The following is a 19,865-nucleotide window of genomic DNA, read 5'->3' on the forward strand; positions in this document are numbered from 1 at the left end:
CATATTCAATAATGCACAGATGACATCAAGGAGTGAAAAGCGATGCTCTATTCAGAAAAATTGTCTGAGGCGGTCAGATCCCTGTCAGGAAAGATAAGCACAATGCCTGATGTTGCCATCATTCTTGGTTCGGGTCTGGGAAGTGTTGCGGAGAGCGTTGAAGGACCGAAAGTGATCCGCTACGACGATATCCCCTTCTGGCCACGCTCGACAGCTCCGGGACACGCAGGAAAACTCGTATTCGGAAAACTTGAAGGGGTCAATGTCGTGATAATGCAGGGACGCGTTCATTACTACGAAGGCTACACGATGGAAGAGGTCGTCCTTCCCGTGAGAGTTCTCGGCCGCCTGGGAATAAAAACTCTGGTCGTGACGAACGCTTCCGGCGGGATCAATGAAGATATCCCTCCGGGCGGAATAGTTGCCATTGAAGACCACATCAACTTTATGGGAACGAATCCACTGATCGGAGAGAACGACGACGAGATCGGGCCACGTTTCCCTGACATGACGGAAGCTTACGACAAGGAATATATCATAAAGCTCGAGACGGCGGCAAAAGCAGAAAATATAAGACTGGACAGAGGTGTGTACATAGCATTTTCGGGACCATCCTTCGAAACGCCGGCCGAGATACGGATGGCAAAAACATTGGGTGCCGATCTGGTCGGGATGTCGACAGTCCCGGAAGTTATAGCTGCCAATCATATGGGGATCAGAGTCTGCGGAATTTCCTGCGTTGCAAACGCGGCTGCGGGAATTTCAAAAAATAAACTGGCTCACCAAGAGGTCCTGGACACAATAAAAGGAAGCTCTGAGTCACTTTGCAGGCTGATCTTTGCTTTTTTGAGGGAGATAAGATGACTTCATTCAACGGGATCGGGTTCATCGAAAAGAAGAGGGACTGCGGAAAACACACCGGTGAGGAACTTCATGCTTTTGTAGATTCTGTTATGCGGAAAGAAATGCCTGACTATCAGATATCTGCGTGGCTTATGGCCGCTTTTCTGAACGGCCTTGACGATGATGAGCTGATGCACTTTACAATGGCCCTCGCTCTTTCCGGCGAGACCCTCACATATCCGCCGGAAGACAGGATCATAGACAAACACAGCACCGGGGGAGTGGGAGATAAGACTACACTGGTCCTCGTCCCGCTGGTTGCCGCATGCGGCTCCCGGATATCCAAGCTGAGCGGACCCGGACTCGGATTTACCGGAGGAACTATCGACAAGCTTGAGTCTATTCCCGGCATGGACATGCACCTCAGCGACGACCGTTTCAGGGAGCAGGTCAATACTATCGGCTGCGCTGTCTCAGGGCACTCCCTGAAACTGGCCCCGGCTGAGGGCAAATTTTATAAGCTGAGGGACGTCACAGGCACTGTGCCGTCAATACCCCTCATAACCGCCAGCATCGTCAGCAAGAAACTGGCGGGCGGGGCATACGGATACCTCTTCGACGTCAAATGCGGCAGCGGAGCCTTTATGAGTGATGCCGGGCGGGCAATGGAACTTGCAGGCAAACTGACAGATGTATCCAAAAAGCTCGGGAAGGTCTGCCTTTCAGTAATAACGGACATGGAACAGCCCCTCGGTGAATGGGTGGGAAACTCCGCGGAAGTATATGAAGCTGTAGAGGTGCTCTCCGGAAGAGGCCCTTCCGACACCCGTGAACTGTGCGTAGCGCTGGGAGCTGCCATGCTTGAAATGTCCGGAAGGGCAAAGAGTCGTTATGAAGGGGCGGAACTCGCCTCAAAAGCGCTTGACGACGGATCAGCGCTCAACAAATTCGGCGAGATGATAGCCGCGCAAAACGGCGACAGTGCTGTTATCAGGGAGCCTCAAAAAGTGCTTCCCAAAGCTGCTTTCACCTATGAGATCAGGTCAGGAAGGGACGGTTATCTCTCAAAACTTGACGCACTGCTCATCGGAGAAGGCCTCAGGACTTTGGGCGGAGGCCGTCTTACCCAGGAGGATGTCATCGACCCATCGGTGGCGATCCAGCTTTTGCATAAGGTCGGATCCAGGATCTCCCGGAACGACGTCCTGATAAGGATATTTTACAACAGCGAAAGCAAGCTTAAGGATTCGCTTGCCTGTTTCGAAAAATGCTGGGAAGTTTCCGAAAAGGCCGAAAAGAGAAAACTCATCCTCGATACGGTATATTGAAAGTTGAAATTCAGCGCCCTTTCTGCTAATCTACGAAAGCCTACATGGAGGCGAGTTTCAGCTGGTGCTGAGCCCGGACTTCAAATCCGGTGGGGGTCGGTAACGCCGGTCCCGGTGTGTTCGATTCGCACACGCCTCCGCCATGTTGATAATGCCCTGCACTCAGTGCGGGGCTTTTTGTGTTATTATAAATTCTCGTAAAGGTGGGATATCATGTTCATAACCTTTGAGGGGATCGATGGTTCAGGAAAGTCAACACAGGCGGCTCTCTTCTCGAAATGGCTTTCAGAAGAGAAGGCGCGCGATGTGATCCTGACGAGGGAGCCCGGAGGCTGGCCGGGCGGTTCTGTTCTGAGGGAGATCGCCGTAAGCGGCTCTTTGAAGCATAAATGGAGCGAAGCATACCTCTTTATGCTTGACAGGGCCGAGCATGTTGCTTCTGTCATTCAGCCTGCCATAGATGCCGGAAAGGATGTTGTATGCGAAAGGTATCATGATTCAACGCTCGCCTACCAGATATGGGGAAGGGGCCTGCCGCTTCACATATTTGACGAGCTGGCGAGGCTTTCGTCTTTTCCTGTACCGGATATCACGATCCTTTTCGACATACAGCCCGAAAGAGCGCTGAAAAGGGTCAGGTCGAGGGGCAACCCGGATTCATTTGAGAACGAGGGCAGTTCCTTTATGGAAAAGATCAGGGAGGGATATCTTGCCCTTTCTAAACGGGACCCCGAAAGGTGGCTCGTAATAGAGTGCAGTTCGGAAAGCTCAGAAGAAATATTTGAGAAGATGGTCAGGTTGGTTTCATCAAGGAGGATCCTGAGTGATAAATGACTCTTTGGCAGTTCTGGAAGCCTCTCAGGGGTGGAAAGAAATAGTCGCGGCTGTCGGGATGAAAAGGTGTCCCCAGTCTGTTGCTGTGGTCCTGCCTGAGACCATACAGAAAATGTTTGTCGAAAATTACGGCAAACTTATCCTCGGAGACAGTCCTGTCTGGAAGGACGGTGCTCATCCGGATCTGGTACAAGCCGGCAGGCATCTTGAACCCCCATCCATAGACGACTGCAGGACGCTTCAGGGTGAACTCGCGCTGCACCCACTGGTTTCGGACCGAAGGATGGCAGTTATATGGTCTGCCGATAAATTGTCTTTGGAGGCTTCCAACAGCCTTCTTAAACTTACTGAAGAACCTCCCGAACACGGATGCATCCTCTTCGTTTCTGAGGAAGACAAGCTGATACCGACAATAAAAAGCCGCGTCTGGTCTGTCAGGATAGATCTGCCTGCAGAAATGGCGCAGGCAAGGCCTCATCCCGGATCGCCCGAAGAATGGGCTGAGTGGATCGCGGACGGGAGAAAAAAGGATCCTGAAATACTCTGTCTTGAAATAGGGAGTTGGATCCGGCATTTGACAGAAAAAGGAAATTTTAAAAGGGCGGCAGAGCTGGATTCTCTTGTAAGGCTGATGGGATCAAAAAGGCTTTCTGTCCCAATGATCCAGGATCTGACCTATATGGTCGTCAAGGAGGGTATTCCCTGTGAACAAATATTTGGCAATATTCGGTAAGCCAAGGTACCTTGGCATTTTAGCATACAGTTCTGACGAAACGATCGAAAAAGGTACGACAATTGTGGTCGAATCTTACAGAGGAGAGGAGACGGCTGTGGTCGCCGGTCTCCTTACCCCTGAACAGGAGGGAGAATACAGGCTTCTGAGAAATGCTTCTGAACACGGAGATTCTTCATCAAAGACATCTGAACCCCTTGTTACAGACCTTTCGTTCATTTCGTTTGCCACAGACGAAGATATTCGAATGGCAGAGGAATACAGGGAGGAAGAACGGGAAATATTAAAAAGTGCGATAGAACTGCTCAAACCGCATGAGCTTGAGATGAAGCTGATCGACGTTGAGTTTCTGAGGCAGCGGAGAAAACTCTTTTTCTATTTTTCATCTGAGCAGAGGGTGGACTTCAGGGCCTATGTACGCGACCTGGCAAGAGAGTTCAAGACAAGGATCGAACTTAGGCAGATCGGAGTGAGGGATGAGGCCAAGATCATCAGGGGACTCGGTCCCTGCGGGCAACCCTGCTGCTGCAGTTACTGGCTCAACCAATTTGCGCCGATATGCATCAAGATGGTAAAAGAGCAGAACCTGGCTCTCAATCCGGCGAAGATCTCCGGGATCTGCGGAAGACTTATGTGCTGCATGTGTTACGAACACAACGTATATAGGGAACTTTGGGAAAAACTGCCAAATCCGGGAACTAAAATCAAGACGCCGGGCGGCAATGTCGTCGTCTCGGGAGTGGAAGTCCATACTAACAATGTCCGGTGCTACATACCGTCACGGGGAGAGATAAGGATACCGATAGACCGGTTCGCTGAATTCAAAGAGACTATTGTCTCAGGCAAGGACTGGATAATAGAGGAAGAGAAGGATAACATGCTGCCGCTCAGGCCGCACAGTGAGCTGCCAGAGATCTTTGGCGGGTCAGGCTCAAAAATGCGCAAAGATAAAGATGACGGCAGGAGAGAGAGACGAAATGAGAAACAGGATACAGCAGAAGGCCCTGAGGGGGGGAGCAAGCCAAACAAAAAGAAGAGAAGGCCCAGAAAACTCCCTGCTGCACAAAAAGAACAGCATGTTGAACCGGACAGAAAAGAGCATGTGAAAAAACTTCCGCAGATGATCCAGGTAAAAGAAAAGGAAGTCGAAAAACAAGGTATTGCAAGGGAAAAACCAAGGCGTCCAAGGCGGAGAAGATCCGGGGCAAAGAAAACCGAGAGATCGATACCCGAAGAGTAGGAGGGAAGCACTTTGGATCTTTTTAAAAACCTGGCCCAAAAGCTCAAGAACACCGGAAACAAGTGGACACAGGGCATATCCAACCTATTTTCGGATGAACCAATTTCTGACCGCTTCTGGGAAGAACTTGAAGAATTGCTTATTCTTGGTGATGTCGGCATAGATCTGACTGAAAAACTGATCGAAAGGCTGAAACAGAAGGCAATAGACGGAAGGATATCAAGGACCTCAGAGCTCAGGGCGGTTTTTTCTGATCTGCTTGTCCAGCAGCTCAAGAATGTCAAGGGAATGGGTGCTGCCCTTGATATAAGCAGTCAGCCTGCGGTCATACTCATGATCGGAGTCAATGGAAGCGGAAAGACGACAACATCGGGAAAACTGGCTGCCCAGCTGAAGAAGGATGGCAGGAAGGTCCTTCTTGCCGCCGCCGATACGTTCAGAGCTGCAGCCATTGAACAGCTTAAAGCTTGGGGCGAGAGGACAGAAGTCCGCGTAATAGCCCAAAGCCAGGACAGCGATCCTGCCGCGGTGGTCTTTGATGCCATCATGGCTGCAAAAGCCGGAAATTATGATGTGGTCATAGCAGACACCGCGGGAAGGCTCCATACAAAATCCAACCTGATGGAAGAACTTGCCAAGGTTTACCGCATAGTGAAGCGCGAGATCCCGGAAGGTCCGGCGGAAGTCCTCATAGTTCTTGACGCAGTGACGGGCCAGAACGGTTTCATGCAGGCGGAGACTTTCAGCAAGGTGATGCCCGTTACCGGTGTAGTTCTGACAAAATTCGACAACACCTCCAAAGGCGGGATAGTTCTGGCTATCGCCGAAAAACTCGGTATGCCGATAAGATATGTGGGGTTGGGTGAAGGCATCGACGATCTCCAGCTTTTCGATCCTAAGACTTTCATAGATACGCTCCTTGACTCGGAAGGCAATGATTGAAGGCAGGCATCCCAGGGACCCACAAGTCAAGAAGATAGTTGCCCTTTTGGTCCCCAGAGGGGAAACGGAGGTATTCGAGACTGCGAGCGGACTTCTCGCTGATGTCTGGGGAGAGCCTGAACGGATAAGCCCGTTTATCCCCTTCACATGGACCAACTATTATGAAGATATCGCTCCGGATCTGGACAGGTGTTTCTTTTCCTATCCGGGGCTTTTTACCATGTCTGAGCTCCCGGACTGGAAGATAATGACGTGCAGGCTGGAAAAGGAAACAGGGGCTTCAAGAAGGGTCAACCTTGACCCGGGTACCATAGACGGAGCAAGGCTGCTTCTGGCATCTACCAAGGGACAGGCACACAGGATATATCTCAGGGACGGTATCTTTGCAGAGGTAACACTGTGCAGAAGAAAAGGCAAATGGGAAAGCTTCTTCTACACATTTCCCGATTTTAAAAGCGGAGCATACTTTGAGTGGCTCGAGACTGTCCGGGAGGACTGGAAAAGAGAAAAGAACTCTGTTGGAATGTAGGGGGTAATGAGATGATCGAACGCTATGAAACTCCTGAAATAAAAACTATATGGAACGACCAGAACCGTTTTCAAAAGTGGCTTGACGTGGAACTTGCCGTATGCAGGGCATGGAACGAAGCCGGCAGGATACCTGACGAAGATTACAGGAATATAGTCGAAAAGGCATCATTCAGGGTTGAAAGGATCCGTGAGATCGAAGAAGTTACTCAGCATGATGTCATCGCATTCGTATCAAACGTGGCAGAGTGCATAGGGGAGTCGGGCCGATATGTCCACCTTGGCCTGACGAGCAGCGACGTCATAGACACAGCCTCCTCCCTCCTCCTGTCCGAAAGCCTGGACGTTGTCCTTGCATCCCTGAGAGATCTCCGCACGGTCCTTGGCCGTAAGGCAGTTGAGTACAAAATGACCCCATGCGCTGGGCGTACCCACGGGATCCATGCAGAGCCGACCACCTTCGGACTCAAGCTGCTGAACCATTATGCCGAGGTCGGGAGGGACATAGAGAGGATCACGCAGTCACAAAAGGAAATAATGGTCGGAGGACTCTCCGGCGCAGTAGGCACATATGCGAACTGTCCTCCCGCCATCGAGGCAAGGACCTGTGAGTTGCTTGGCCTCTCTGTTGACCCGGTTTCAACGCAGGTCATCCAGAGGGACAGGCACTCACGCGTAGTTACAGATGCCGCAATATGCGGGGGTTCGCTTGAAAGGATGGCGCTTGAGATCCGCCACCTGCAGAGAACTGAAGTCCTGGAAGCGCTTGAACCATTCAAAAAAGGTCAAAAGGGCTCGTCGGCAATGCCCCACAAGAAAAATCCGATACTATGCGAGAGAGTCTGCGGAATGGCAAGGCTTCTGAGGGGCTACACTATCCCGGCGGTCGAGAATATAGCCCTTTGGCATGAACGTGACATCAGCCACTCTTCGGTGGAGAGGGTCATGTGGCCGGACGTGTTCCACCTTGTTCTGTACATGACAAAAACCATGACTAAAATAATAAGCGGACTCACAGTAAATTCAGAAAAGATGAAAGAAAATATTGAAATAACAAAAGGCCTTCTTTTTACAGGCAGAGTACTGGTCGAACTTGTTGAAAGGGAAGGCATCAGCAGGGAAGATGCTTACGTAATAGCACAAAGTAATGCGATGAGGTGCTGGAACGAAAAAACACCACTGCTTGAACTCCTGAAAAATGACCCGAGGATCAACAAAATGAGTGAGAGTGAGCTGGAATCTTTATTTGATTTGGAGTATTATCTAAAGCATATAGATGAGATATTCGGCAGATTTCCCGAATTGCAGAATATCCCTGTATAAAAATAATACAAAATAATATGGAGGATTTGCAAATGGCTGCTCCAGACAGAAACATTGCTCTCGAAATGGTTCGTGCTACGGAAGCTGCGGCTATGGCCGCTGGACGGTGGATGGGACGTGGGGACAAGAACGGAGTTGACGGCGCCGCTGTAAATGCTATGCGGTTCATGCTCAACAACGTCAATATGGACGGTCAGGTCGTAATCGGAGAGGGAGAGAAGGACGAAGCTCCGATGCTCTTCAACGGGGAAAAACTCGGCACCGGATGCGATCCGCAGGTCGACATCGCGGTCGACCCTATCGACGGGACACGTCTTACGGCCCAGGGACTCCCGAACGCGGTCAGCGTAGTTGCGTTTGCAGAGCGTGATACTATGTTTGACCCACAGCATATTTTCTATATGGACAAAATAGCTACAGGTCCTTTTGCGGCACATGCGATAAACATTGATGCCTCTCCCTCGGACAACATAAGGGCCGTTGCAAGGGCGCTCAGAAAATCGGTCGAAGACGTGACAGTCATTGTACTTGACAGGCCGAGGCATGAAGAGCTCATCAAGGAGATCCGTTCCATGCACGCAAGGATCAGGCTTATCCCCGACGGAGACGTTGCAGGGGCTCTTTCAACATGCAAACCAAATTCCGGGATAGACCTCCTAATGGGGATAGGCGGCTCTCCCGAAGCAGTAATAACAGCATGTGCAGTTAAGTGCGTCGGAGGCAACATGCAGTGCAAACTTTGGCCGCGCAACGACGAGGAGAGGGAGAAGTGCAAGGAAAAGGGTATGGATGTGGAGAAAGTCCTACACCTAAATGACCTAGTAGCATGCGAGAACGTATTCTTTGCCGCTACAGGCGTCACCGACGGCGACTGGCTGAAGGGCGTACGCTATGCGGGAGATGTGGTCCACACATCATCGCTCGTTATGAGGGCAAAGAGCGGCACCATACGCTACATCGACGCGATCCACAACGTTCAGAAGCTGGACGAGATCAGCGGGATCAAATACGGAGCACAGTCGACCTCAGTATCTTTCCTCTAAAACACGAATTGCCGCTCGGATAATTGACATTTGGGCAGCCCGATAGTTTGGGCTGCCTCTTTCTTGATCATCAGGCCGTTCATGCAAAAAACGGAAATTAATATCCATTATTTACCGTCCTGACATTTAATAATATCTTTGATTTTTGAATATGGTGATATAACTTTGTATTTTCTTTGTGAACGCCGCCTTTATTTTAATATTTTGTGAATTTACTGTTATTACATTAGTAGAATTATTTGAATATTTTAACTTGACATTCAATGGTGCAGTGATAATCTTGATGGCAGTTGATCCACAAGTATATGCGAGGGGGCGGTCTTTTGGGGGAGATCGATCGAATCGCTGAGGTTTTGCTTACCTATAAGCAAGATCCCAGGTATTTGCTTGCTGTTCTTCTCGATATCCAGGAATCAGAAAACTACATATCAACGGAGGCAATGCGTGCTGTTGCCCAATATCTCGGCGTCTCGGAAAGCCGCGTTTTTGCCGTTGCGACCTTTTACCGGACGCTGAGCATGAAAAAGAAAGGAAGAAAGATCATACGTGTCTGCATGGGCACCGCATGTCACCTGCGCGGCTCTGCCGCAGTGCTCCATGAGCTGGAGAAAAGGTTTGGCATAAAAGCGGGAGACGTGACTGAAAACGGAGAATTCACACTTGAAACAGTGAACTGTGTCGGTGCATGCGCCCTGGCTCCGGTCATCACCTGCGGCGATGATTCTTTTGGCAGGATGGACCCTGCCAAAGCTGCAGAACTTATCACAAAGGGGGCCTTTGAATGAAATTCGGGACCCTTTCCGCCCTGAGATCCTACAAAGAACAATTATCGAACAGAACGAGGTCCGGCAAAGAAATATGGGTATGCGGCGGACCGGGATGCGTTGCTAACGGCAGTCCTGCCGTCGCGGAGGAATTCCAAAGGCTTATCGGACAGAGATCTTCAGAGGGACCCCGATCCTTCTGGCAAAACCTCAAGGTGATGATCTGCCGTGAAGACCAAACCTTCAGGACAGGTTTGACAGGATGTATGGGGCCATGCGAGAACGGTCCGATAGTACATGTCGAACCTGAAGGCTGGTATTACCGGAAGGTCACGCCGGAGGACGCCGCCGGCATTCTGGATTCTTTGAAGGAAGGGCGCCCATACATGGCAAAAGCCATGTACGGCAAAGACGGTAAACCATCTGAGGATCCAACGGCTGAAAACATCCCTTTCCTTTCCGGACAGAAAAAGCTCGTCCTTGGCAATATGAGCAGCATGTCCCCTCTGGACCTGGAAGACTATCTGGCGCACGGCGGTTACTCAGGGCTGCTAAAGGCCCTTGAAAGCATGACGCCTGAAGAGGTCTGCGCTGAGGTCAGGGAATCAGGCCTGAGAGGCAGAGGCGGAGGGGGCTTCCCGGCCGGGGTAAAGTGGGAATCTTGCCGCGGCTCGTCCTCTGAGAAACGCTATGTTCTGGTAAACGGCGATGAGGGGGACCCCGGGGCATTTATGGACAGGGCGCTTATGGAAGGCGATCCCTTCTCTGTCATAGAGGGCCTGACCATAGGAGCATACGCTGTCGGCTCAAGCGAAGGCATTATCTATGTAAGGCATGAATATCCGCTCGCAGTAAAGAGACTTACAAACGCAATAACCATTCTTGAAGAGGCCGGCCTTTTGGGAAAGGACATCCTTGGCACAGGATTTGACTTCCATGTTGAGATCTGCAAGGGCGGGGGAGCTTTTGTCTGCGGCGAATCCACTGCGCTCATGACCTCAATCGAGGGAAAGCCCGGAGTCCCGAGGGTCAAGTATATAAGATCCACAGAAAAGGGCCTCTGGGGGTCTCCGACTGTCCTGAACAACGTTGAGACCTGGGCGAATGTTCCGCTGATCATAACAAACGGATCATCCCGGTACAGGGAAACAGGTTCTTCCAACAACTCCGGGACAAAGGTCTTCGCGCTGGTCGGTAAAGTAAAGAACACCGGACTTGTCGAAGTGCCTATGGGAACCACTCTAAGAGAGATGATATACGGCATTGGAGGAGGAGTAGCCAAGGCCCGGCCCTTCAAAGCGGTACAGACAGGCGGTCCGTCCGGCGGATGCCTTCCCGCGTCGATGCTCGATACCCCTGTCGACTTTGACAGCCTCGATCAGGCAGGTTCAATGATGGGATCGGGCGGCATGATCGTCATGGACGACAGGACCTGCATGGTGGACATTGCACGGTATTTCATCGATTTCCTTGTTGAGGAATCCTGCGGTAAGTGTGTACCATGCAGGGAAGGACTCAAAAAAATGCAGATAATACTGCACTCTCTTACCGGAGGCATGGGTCAGGAGGGTGACACCGACACCCTGAAAGAGCTGGCAGAAAGCATCTCAGACACGGCCCTTTGCGCATTGGGGCAGTCTGCAGCTAATCCTGTGCTTTCTACGATCAGATATTTTTATGAGGAATATGTTGAGCATGAAAGGGAGCACTTCTGCAGAGCCGGAGTCTGCACGGGAATGTTCCGGATAACGATCGATGAAGAGAAGTGCACAAGCTGCGGCCTTTGCTCAAAGAGCTGTCCGACCAAAACCATCGAACTCGCGGGGAGCGGGAAGTACCGCATTGAACAGGCAGGCTGCATAAAATGCGGTGCCTGCTTCGAAGTCTGTCCCTTCTCATCCGTTGAAATAGTAAACGAGGTGAGCAATGATGATTGAGATAACGATCAACGGCACACCGATAAAGGTCAAAAAAGGCACTATCCTGCTGCATGCGGCGCAGGAAAACGGGATAGACATCCCGACCCTTTGCGATCACGAGGGACTAAATCCTGAAGGCAACTGCAGGCTCTGCTCCGTGGAGATAGAGGAACCCGGCAGAAAAAAGATAGTTGCTTCCTGCATGTTCCCGGTGACAAGGAGCATCTCTGTGGAAACAGAAAGTGAAAGGGTAAAGAGAGCAAGAAGGACAGTCCTTCAGCTTCTCATAAACAGAAATCCCAAATCCCCCGTCATCCAGCAGCTCTGTGCCCGGTACGGCGTCAGCCGTGAAGAGCGGTTCGCTTTTGAACCTGATCTCTGCATAAGGTGCGGCAGATGCGTAAGGGCCTGCGAAGCAAACGGAACAAAAGCTATAGAGCTTGTAGGCAGAGGCTTTGACAGACACGTTGCGCCCCCTTATGAGATGGAAACAGATGCATGTATAGGCTGTCTCTCCTGTGCTACTGTATGTCCGACCGGAAAGATAACTTATGAGGAGTCTCCGGGAAAGAGGAAGATCTGGCATAAGGAGTTCGATGTCCTTCAGTGCAGGAGGTGCGGCATGTTCTTTGCCACAAAAGAAATGCTTGACTGGGCAGGAAGGCCGGAGAACGACCGCGACTACTGCGACCACTGCCAAAAATATATTGAAAGCGTCAAGTTTTTGACAGGATCTCAAAATAAATAAAAGCATCAACAATATCTGTCCTTCGACCCGCAGTATCTCATGAAGAAACTGCGGGCACTGGGCAGCGGGAGCGATCCCGCCGCCTGCCGCTTAGCAAAGAAGGGGACCCTTTACGGGTCTCCTTTTGTCTTTACACGACCCGGTCACATACGGGAATCCAAAAAAGTACAGGGAGGAATGCGGCATGGAAATGATACTTATAACTTCGCCGGAGAAATGCATCGGCTGCGGGACCTGTGAACTGGCATGTTCACTGTCCCACAACGGGGAGTGCAGGCCGGCGATATCCAGAGTCAACGTATTCAGGTTCGCGAAGGGCAGCAACGTCCCGATGATGTGCTTCCAGTGTGAAGAAGCGGCATGCATGGCGGTCTGCAAGACGAAAGCCCTGATACGTGACGAGGAGACAGGCGTAGTGAAGGTGGAGGACGACAAGTGCATCGGATGCAGGATGTGCGTTATGGCCTGTCCCTTCGGGAACATTGCGTTCGACAGGGTCGCAAAAGTCGCGATCAAATGCAATCACTGCGACGGAGAGCCCCTGTGCGCTGAATTCTGCCCGACTGCAGCGATCGAGTATGTACCTGCCGATACCGCAACGCTCAACAGGAAAAAGGCGTTTTCGGCCAAAATGAAACAGGCTCTTGAGGAGGTGAAGTAATATGGCAGGCTGGACAGAGACTATCCTGAGGGTAAACCTGACGGAAGGCACGGTCAAAAAGGAAGCCCTCGATATGGATGCGGCAAAGAAATACCTTGGCTGCAGAGGCCTGGGAGTATATTACTACATGAAAGAGGTCAGGCCCGGAGTCGATGCACTGGGACCCGAAAACAACCTTATCTTCGCAACCGGAGTCCTGACGGGAACTATGGGTTCCAGCACGGGCAGATATGAAGTCGTGACCAGGGCACCGCTGAACGGGGTGCTTGCCGGGTCAAACTCGGGCGGATACTGGGGTCCTGAACTGAAATATGCAGGTTATGACATGGTGATCTTTGAAGGGCAGTCTCCAAGACCCGTCTATCTTAACATCTACAACGGAACGGCGGAACTTTGCGATGCATCAGATCTTTGGGGCAAAAATGTTCCTGATACCACCGGCGCGCTTCTTGCCAGACACGACCCTGACGCTAAAGTTGCATGCATTGGTCCGGCTGGTGAGAACAAGGTCCTCTTCGCCAACATAATGAACGATGACCACAGGGCGGCAGGACGCAGCGGAGTAGGGGCCGTCATGGGATCAAAAAACCTTAAGGCGATCGTAGTCAGGGGAACGAAAGGTGTTAAGATTGGAGACAAGGATAAATTCCTCGCCGCTGTAAGGGCAAGCAAGAAACTGCTCAAGGAAAACGCTGTCACCAGCGGAGGGCTTCCCGCATTCGGAACGAACATTCTCGTAAATATCCTTAACTCGGTAGGTTCGCTTCCCACAAGGAATTTCCGGGAGTCGCACTTTGAGACGGCCGACAAGGTAGGCGGCGAATCGCTTGCAGCGACCAGAATGTACAAGAACAAGGCCTGCGCCTTCTGCTCCATAGGATGCGGAAGGGTGGCATGGAGCGAGGGTAAATACGCCGGTGAGGGCGAGGGTCCGGAGTATGAATCAGTCTGGTCATTCGGCCCGGACTGCGGCATCGATGACATTGACGCCGTCAACAAGGCCAACTTCATCTGCAACGAGCTTGGCCTTGATACGATAACAATGGGAAGTACGATCGCCGCGGCCATGGATCTTTACGAAATGGGCGCCATAAACAAGGAAGAGGCCGGCCATGATCTCAAGTTTGGAAACGCAGACGCGCTTATTGACCTGGTAGAAGCAACCGCATACAGAAAAGGCTTTGGAAACGAACTGGCTGAGGGTTCCTTCAGACTGGGAACAAAATATGGACATCCCGAAGTATCGATGACAGCAAAGAAACAGGAGATGCCCGCATACGACCCGCGCGGAATACAGGGCATAGGACTCAATTACGCCACTTCGAACAGGGGAGGCTGCCATGTCCGCGGATATACAATATCCCCTGAAATACTCGGCTTACCGGAGAAACTCGACCAGCAGTCGACAGCGGAGAAACCGGCATGGGTAAAAGGTTTCCAGGACCTTACCGCGGCAGTTGACTCTGCGGGAATGTGTCTTTTCACGACATTCGCCCTCGGCGCACCAGCGATAGCGAGTGAGATAACAGGCGCTTCCGGCGTAGAATACACCGGTGATGACGTTGCGGCTGCCGGAGAGAGGATATACAACCTCGAAAGGCTCTATAACCTCAGCGTCGGATTCACAAAAGCTGACGATGCTCTTCCGGAGAGGATGTACAATGACCCGATATCCTCCGGCCCCATGAAGGGGAATGTGAGCAGGGTGCCTGAAATGCTGCCGTACTATTACGAGGCAAGGGGATGGGATGAAAACGGAGTTCCTACTCCGGAGAAACTTGAGGCACTTGGATTAAGGGAGTTCATGACCATCTGAGCTTCATCCTGACACGTAAGATCGTATCAGTCACATAGAAGCAAATCTTTCAGGGGGGATGAGAGTGATCAAGGTCGGTTTTTTCGCTGATATAAGGACCATGGTGGGGGCAAAAGAGGTAATGATGCCCTGCAGGCCAACTCTTGCACTTCTTATGGAGGATCTGTGCGCAAAATACGGAAAGGCTTTCCGGGATTTCTGCATGGACGGGGATAAGATCTCAAAGCGGGTCAACATCCTTGTCAACGGACACCACATGCTCCATCTGCAAAAGGACGACACCCCGCTCAAGGACGGGGATGACGTCAGGATCTTCCCACTGATCGGCGGAGGTTAGATACTGAACAGGCAATAAAAGATCCCCCGGACCCTGTTTTTCGGGTCCGGGGGATCTTTTATATTTAGATGGTTATATCTGCCTTTTCCAGCGTGCTCCCTGGGGAGTGTCCTCAATGATTATTCCCTTTTCTGCAAGCATATCCCTGATCTCGTCAGAGCGCCTGAAGTTTTTGTACTTCCTTGCCTCCGCCCTCTCTTCCAGAAGCGCGTCGATATCCTCGTCCGGATCGTCACAGTGGTCTTCGCTGAAGAAGCCGAATACGCAGTTGACTTTTTCAAGGAAGTCCCTGGCAGCCTTTATGCCCTCTTCGCAGAAACCTTCGTTTTCGGTCAGATGGACATTTACGGCCCTTACGACATCGAAAACGCAGCCGAGCGCTCCCGCTGTGTTGAAGTCGTCCTCCATAGCCTCGGTGTATCCAAGGGAAGCCTTTTCGACTGCCGCGGACAGGGCGTTGTCTTTTTGACACGGTCTCCGGTTCGCAGCTGCGAATTTCAGGTCTGCATAGCAGTTGTTGATCCTTTCAAGTGCGCTCTGTGCCTGGTCAAGCCCTTCTTTAGAGAAGTTGATGGGCGAACGGTAGTGTGCGCTCAGCAGGAAGAAGCGGAGCACAAGAGGGTTGAACCTTTTCCTGATGTCGCGGACAGTCATGAAGTTGCCGAGAGATTTGGACATCTTTTCCTTGTCGATCATAATGTATGCGTTATGAAGCCAGTATTTGACGAACTGACAGCCTGAGGCGCACTCAGACTGGGCTATCTCGTTCTCGTGGTGGGGGAATATCAGGTCGCTTCCGCCGCCGTGGATGTCTATCGAGTCGCCGAGATACTTTGTCGACATCGCACTGCACTCTATATGCCAGCCGGGGCGTCCCTTGCCCCAGGGGCTTTCCCAGAAGGGCTCCCCGGGTTTGCTGGCCTTCCATAGGGCGAAATCGAGCGGATCATTTTTCCTCTCGTCAACTTCTATCCTTGCTCCGCTTTTCAGTTCCTCGATACCCTGTTTAGAGAGCTTGCCGTATTCGGGGAAGCTGACGACAGAGAAGTAGACATCCCCGTCTTTTTCATAAGCGTGTCCCTTTTCGATAAGAGTACCGACTATCCTGATGATCTCATCGATCTCGTGCGTAGCCCTCGGGTTTACTGTGGCTCTTTTGATCCCAAGCGAATCGGCATCCTCAAAATACTCGCCTATGAATTTTTCCGCCAGTTCGGGGACACTGATGCCCATTTCGTTGGCACGCCTTATCATCTTGTCGTCAATGTCGGTAAAATTCTGTACGAAGATGACCTTGTAGCCCGTACTCTCAAGATATCTTCTGAATACGTCAAAAAGCACGAAGGGTCTCGCGTTGCCGATGTGGAAAAAATCGTATACGGTCGGGCCGCAGACGTAAAACCGTACCTTTCCTTTTTCTATCGGTTCAAATGGTTCCTTCTTCCTCGTAAGGTCGTTATAAACTGCCAGAGCCATAATGGCACCTCCTGAATGCTACTTTATCCATACTATGATATCCTATACCATGAACCCGACATCAGCAATCACGGAAAGGACCATATTTTTTGAAGAGAGAAGACCTGCTGCACCATATCAAATCATTCCCCGACAAACCAGGGGTCTACATGATGCGTGACCCCGACGGAAAGATCATCTATGTCGGCAAGGCCAAATCGCTCAGAAAGCGGGTCTCATCCTATTTCCGCCACTCAGGCTTCGCATCGCCCAGATTGAGGAAGCTGGTGGAAAGCATATCGGACATATCCACGATCAGGACGGAGACAGAGATAGAGGCGCTTATCCTGGAAAACAGGCTGATCAAACTCTATCAGCCCTTTTTCAACATAGACCTAAAAATGAACGAACGCTACGCATACATAAAGGTCACATCGGAAAAATTTCCGAGGATAGTGGTTACCAGACACAGACAAGAAGACGATGCCGTCTACATCGGCCCCTTCGTAAGGGTATCAGAAGTCAGGGAACTGCTCCGCCTTATTGAGAGATATCTGCCCCTTCGCTACTGCAAGGGGGAGATAAAGGAGTCCAATAAGAAGATCCGTCCATGCATGAGACATGCGCTGGGGCACTGCCTTGCACCGTGCGCAGGCCTCTGTTCAGAAAAGGAGTACAGGGAGAGGACTGCGGACGTTATAATGATGCTGCAGGGAAGGGGCCTTGAACTTGTCGAAAAACTCCGCAAAAGGATGGACAAAGCCGTACAGGAACTTGAGTTCGAAGAGGCTGCGGTCCTCAGGGACACGATCCGCGCAATATGGAGAGTCAGCCGGCAGCGGAACAGCATACCCGAGATAGAGACTGGCAGAGATAACAACTGGGAGACTCTGAACCGTTTACAGGAACATTTAAAACTGCCCACGCTGCCATGGCGTATAGACGGGTTCGACATATCGCACACTTCCGGCAAGGAGACCGTCGGCGTTGTTGTTGTCTTCGAACAGGGATATCCGAACACCTCCCTTTACAGGCGCTTCAACATCAGGACCGTCGTGGGCATAGACGACTTCAGGTCAATAAAGGAGACTCTTCTCAGGAGATACAGGAGATGCATCGACGGTCAGGAGCCGATGCCGCAGCTTATACTTATTGACGGAGGATCTGTTCAGCTCGAGTTTGCCATGGAGGCAATGAAGGAGCTCGAGCTCACCGACATACCAATAATATCGCTGGCGAAAGAAGAAGAGGAGATTTACATCCCGGATCGAAAAGAGCCTTTGCGCCTGGATCGTACCGATCCCGCACTCAAACTTCTGCAGTATGTCAGGGACGAATCCCACAGGTACGCTATAACTTCCCACAGGGCTGCCAGAAGCAGGAATTTCAGAAGGAGCAAACTGGAAGAAGTCCCCGGTGTCGGACGGACAAAAGCTGCTCAGCTGATCACAAAATTTGGAAGTACCAGGGCTATAATGGATACTGCGGAAGAAAACCTTGCCTCCGCGCCGGGCATAGGAAAAACGCTTGCCCGCAGGATACAGGAATATCTCAGACAGGCTGATGAAGGGAGCGGTCAAAAATGACGACCCGGAACCAAAGGACACTGGACGAACATTATATGAGGACCGCCCTCTCCCTCGCACTCAACGGGACTGCCTCCGTAAGCCCAAACCCGCGCGTCGGCTGTGTGATCGTACGCGATTCCGCGATAATCGGTTCCGGATGGCACAGGTGCTGCGGGGAGCCTCATGCCGAGGTCGAAGCTGTAAGGAATGCCGGCGGCGATGTCAGGGGAGCTACTGTATATGTGAACCTGGAACCCTGCTGCCATCAGGGCAGAACGCCCCCGTGCGCTCACATGCTCATTGAGAGGGGGGTATCCAGGGTAGTTGTTGGTATGACGGACCCTAACCCAAAAGTAGACTGCATGGGTGAAAGGATGCTAAGGGATACGGGGATAGAGGTTACAAGCGGCATCCTCGAAAAGGAATCCAAATGGATAAACAGGGGATTCATTAGAAGGATGAAAATGGGACGTCCCTGGATAACACTCAAGACTGCCTGCTCACTTGACGGGAACATTGCCCTTAAGGACGGATCAAGCAAGTGGATCACAGGTGAAGCTTCCAGGAGAAAGGTCCACATGATGAGGGCTGAGAGCGACGCTCTTCTGTCCGGGATCGGAACAGTCCTCGGTGACGATCCGGCCTTTACTGTAAGAGAGGCCGAAGGCAGGACACCATTAAGGGCAATACTTGACAGAAGGCTCAGGACTCCGCTCAACGCATCTCTTTTCAGTGAAAAAGGGCTGATATTCTTTACGGGAAAAGACGCTCCCACTAAAAAAATTGAAAGTATCAGGGCGCTCGGAGCAGAGGTTTTTATTATTGATGCCCCGGAAGAGCGGGAGCCGGATTATGTTATGGCTAAATTGTGTGAAATAGGTGTAAACTATCTGATGGTCGAATGCGGGGCAAAACTTACCGCTTCGCTGCTCCGGCGCGGTCTTGCGGACGAAATATCTCTCTTCATGGCGCCCAAACTGCTCGGAAGCGGGATCCGCTTTACGGAGCATCTTAAATTGGATTCGCTGGAAGATGCGATCACAATAAAGGATATGCAGATATCTCCATGCGGGGAAGACATCTGGATAAGGGGGGTGCTTTCATGTTCACCGGACTTATAGAGACAGTCGGCACTGTTTCCGCCATACATCCAAAAGGCGATGTCTGGCAGATCGACATTGAGGCACCGAAAATTGCCGGCGAGCTCAGGATCGGCGACTCCGTATCCATATCGGGAGCATGCAGCACGGTCATACGCTTCGACAGCAGGTCGTTCAGCGTTGAGATAATGGAGGAGACGAGGAGAAGGACAAAGCTGGGCACCCTCAAGAGCGGTTCGCGGGTGAACCTTGAGAGGGCGATGATGCTTGATTCAAGACTTGACGGACATATCGTGTCGGGACACATAGACGGACTTGCCGACGTCCGGAAGATAGAGATCGGCCCAAAGACCAGGAAATACTTTTTCAGGGCCGATCCGGAGATACTTTCCGGGATCGTCCCAAAGGGGTCTGTGGCGGTGGACGGCATAAGCCTCACCGTTATCGACGTTGATGCGGAGACCTTTTCCGTCGGTATCATCCCGACTACAATATCGGATACTACTCTCTCTGAACTTAAAGAGGGTGATGCGGTAAATATAGAGACTGATATGATCGGAAAATATATCACAAAATTTCTTAATACACGTTTTTCCGGCGCACAAGGCGGCGAAGAGATGAAAAATTCTCTCACATGGGATAAACTTGTAAAATATGGCTGGGCCTAGGGGGATCATTGAGTA

General features: G+C 51.3%; 19 protein-coding genes and 1 tRNA gene. 19 read left to right on the forward strand and 1 reads right to left on the reverse strand.

Annotated elements, in window-relative coordinates; translation table 11 throughout:
- Window positions 1–42 precede the first annotated feature (42 nt).
- From OLM33_06350 to OLM33_06425, 16 genes are all read left to right on the forward strand, one after another.
- The gene (locus OLM33_06350; protein MCW1713291.1) at window positions 43–864 is read left to right on the forward strand and encodes a purine-nucleoside phosphorylase; all 822 of its coding nucleotides are present in this window, start codon (window positions 43–45) and stop codon (window positions 862–864) included.
- Window positions 861–2,171: a thymidine phosphorylase gene (locus OLM33_06355; GenBank protein MCW1713292.1), complete on the forward strand. Its 1,311-nt coding sequence runs from the start codon at window positions 861–863 to the stop codon at window positions 2,169–2,171. Before OLM33_06350 ends, OLM33_06355 begins: the two co-directional genes overlap by 4 nt.
- A gap of 46 nt (window positions 2,172–2,217) precedes the next feature.
- A tRNA-Sec gene (locus OLM33_06360) sits at window positions 2,218–2,314 on the forward strand.
- 70 nt (window positions 2,315–2,384) lie between these two features.
- Window positions 2,385–3,005, forward strand: a complete 621-nt coding sequence (tmk, locus tag OLM33_06365) for a dTMP kinase (GenBank protein MCW1713293.1) — start codon at window positions 2,385–2,387, stop codon at window positions 3,003–3,005.
- Window positions 2,995–3,738 (forward strand): hypothetical protein, encoded by a 744-nt coding sequence (locus OLM33_06370; protein MCW1713294.1) that lies wholly within the window; start codon window positions 2,995–2,997, stop codon window positions 3,736–3,738. Before tmk ends, OLM33_06370 begins: the two co-directional genes overlap by 11 nt.
- Complete coding sequence (gene ricT, locus OLM33_06375; protein ID MCW1713295.1) at window positions 3,710–4,978, forward strand: regulatory iron-sulfur-containing complex subunit RicT; 1,269 nt, start codon at window positions 3,710–3,712, stop codon at window positions 4,976–4,978. Before OLM33_06370 ends, ricT begins: the two co-directional genes overlap by 29 nt.
- A 12-nt stretch (window positions 4,979–4,990) precedes the next feature.
- Window positions 4,991–5,920, forward strand: coding sequence for a signal recognition particle-docking protein FtsY (gene ftsY, locus OLM33_06380; protein ID MCW1713296.1), 930 nt, complete (start codon window positions 4,991–4,993; stop codon window positions 5,918–5,920).
- Complete coding sequence (locus tag OLM33_06385) at window positions 5,913–6,449, forward strand: DUF4416 family protein (GenBank protein ID MCW1713297.1); 537 nt, start codon at window positions 5,913–5,915, stop codon at window positions 6,447–6,449. The genes ftsY and OLM33_06385 overlap by 8 nt, the downstream gene beginning before the upstream one ends.
- An 11-nt stretch (window positions 6,450–6,460) precedes the next feature.
- On the forward strand, window positions 6,461–7,771 hold the full coding sequence (gene purB, locus OLM33_06390; protein ID MCW1713298.1) for an adenylosuccinate lyase: 1,311 nt from the start codon (window positions 6,461–6,463) through the stop codon (window positions 7,769–7,771).
- Window positions 7,772–7,803: 32 nt separating this feature from the next.
- On the forward strand, window positions 7,804–8,814 hold the full coding sequence (gene glpX / locus OLM33_06395; GenBank protein MCW1713299.1) for a class II fructose-bisphosphatase: 1,011 nt from the start codon (window positions 7,804–7,806) through the stop codon (window positions 8,812–8,814).
- 323 nt (window positions 8,815–9,137) lie between these two features.
- Window positions 9,138–9,599 carry an NAD(P)H-dependent oxidoreductase subunit E gene (locus OLM33_06400; GenBank protein MCW1713300.1) on the forward strand — a complete coding sequence of 154 codons (462 nt, stop codon included), beginning with the start codon at window positions 9,138–9,140 and terminating at the stop codon, window positions 9,597–9,599.
- Window positions 9,596–11,515, forward strand: coding sequence for a 4Fe-4S binding protein (locus tag OLM33_06405; GenBank protein ID MCW1713301.1), 1,920 nt, complete (start codon window positions 9,596–9,598; stop codon window positions 11,513–11,515). Before OLM33_06400 ends, OLM33_06405 begins: the two co-directional genes overlap by 4 nt.
- Window positions 11,505–12,245 carry a 2Fe-2S iron-sulfur cluster-binding protein gene (locus OLM33_06410; GenBank protein MCW1713302.1) on the forward strand — a complete coding sequence of 247 codons (741 nt, stop codon included), beginning with the start codon at window positions 11,505–11,507 and terminating at the stop codon, window positions 12,243–12,245. Before OLM33_06405 ends, OLM33_06410 begins: the two co-directional genes overlap by 11 nt.
- A gap of 184 nt (window positions 12,246–12,429) precedes the next feature.
- Window positions 12,430–12,906: a 4Fe-4S dicluster domain-containing protein gene (locus OLM33_06415; protein MCW1713303.1), complete on the forward strand. Its 477-nt coding sequence runs from the start codon at window positions 12,430–12,432 to the stop codon at window positions 12,904–12,906.
- Window position 12,907: 1 nt separating this feature from the next.
- On the forward strand, window positions 12,908–14,722 hold the full coding sequence (locus OLM33_06420; protein MCW1713304.1) for an aldehyde ferredoxin oxidoreductase family protein: 1,815 nt from the start codon (window positions 12,908–12,910) through the stop codon (window positions 14,720–14,722).
- 58 nt (window positions 14,723–14,780) lie between these two features.
- Window positions 14,781–15,059, forward strand: a complete 279-nt coding sequence (locus OLM33_06425; protein ID MCW1713305.1) for a MoaD family protein — start codon at window positions 14,781–14,783, stop codon at window positions 15,057–15,059.
- A 72-nt stretch (window positions 15,060–15,131) separates the two neighbouring features.
- Here OLM33_06425 and cysS read toward each other — a convergent pair whose 3' ends face one another.
- On the reverse strand, window positions 15,132–16,535 hold the full coding sequence (cysS, locus tag OLM33_06430; protein MCW1713306.1) for a cysteine--tRNA ligase: 1,404 nt from the start codon (window positions 16,533–16,535) through the stop codon (window positions 15,132–15,134).
- An 89-nt stretch (window positions 16,536–16,624) separates the two neighbouring features.
- Here cysS and OLM33_06435 point away from each other — a divergent pair, with 89 nt between their 5' ends.
- Genes OLM33_06435 through OLM33_06445 form a run of 3 tightly spaced genes read left to right on the forward strand, consistent with a single transcriptional unit; the run spans window position 16,625 to window position 19,850 of the window.
- Window positions 16,625–18,100, forward strand: coding sequence for an excinuclease ABC subunit UvrC (locus OLM33_06435; protein ID MCW1713307.1), 1,476 nt, complete (start codon window positions 16,625–16,627; stop codon window positions 18,098–18,100).
- Entirely contained in the window at window positions 18,097–19,203 is a 1,107-nt protein-coding gene (gene ribD, locus OLM33_06440) for a bifunctional diaminohydroxyphosphoribosylaminopyrimidine deaminase/5-amino-6-(5-phosphoribosylamino)uracil reductase RibD (GenBank protein MCW1713308.1), read from the forward strand. Before OLM33_06435 ends, ribD begins: the two co-directional genes overlap by 4 nt.
- Window positions 19,185–19,850, forward strand: coding sequence for a riboflavin synthase (locus OLM33_06445; GenBank protein MCW1713309.1), 666 nt, complete (start codon window positions 19,185–19,187; stop codon window positions 19,848–19,850). Before ribD ends, OLM33_06445 begins: the two co-directional genes overlap by 19 nt.
- Window positions 19,851–19,865 lie beyond the last annotated feature (15 nt).

The sequence above is a fragment of the Synergistaceae bacterium DZ-S4 genome, from assembly GCA_025943965.1.
Lineage (GTDB): Bacteria > Synergistota > Synergistia > Synergistales > Synergistaceae > Caenicola > Caenicola nitritireducens.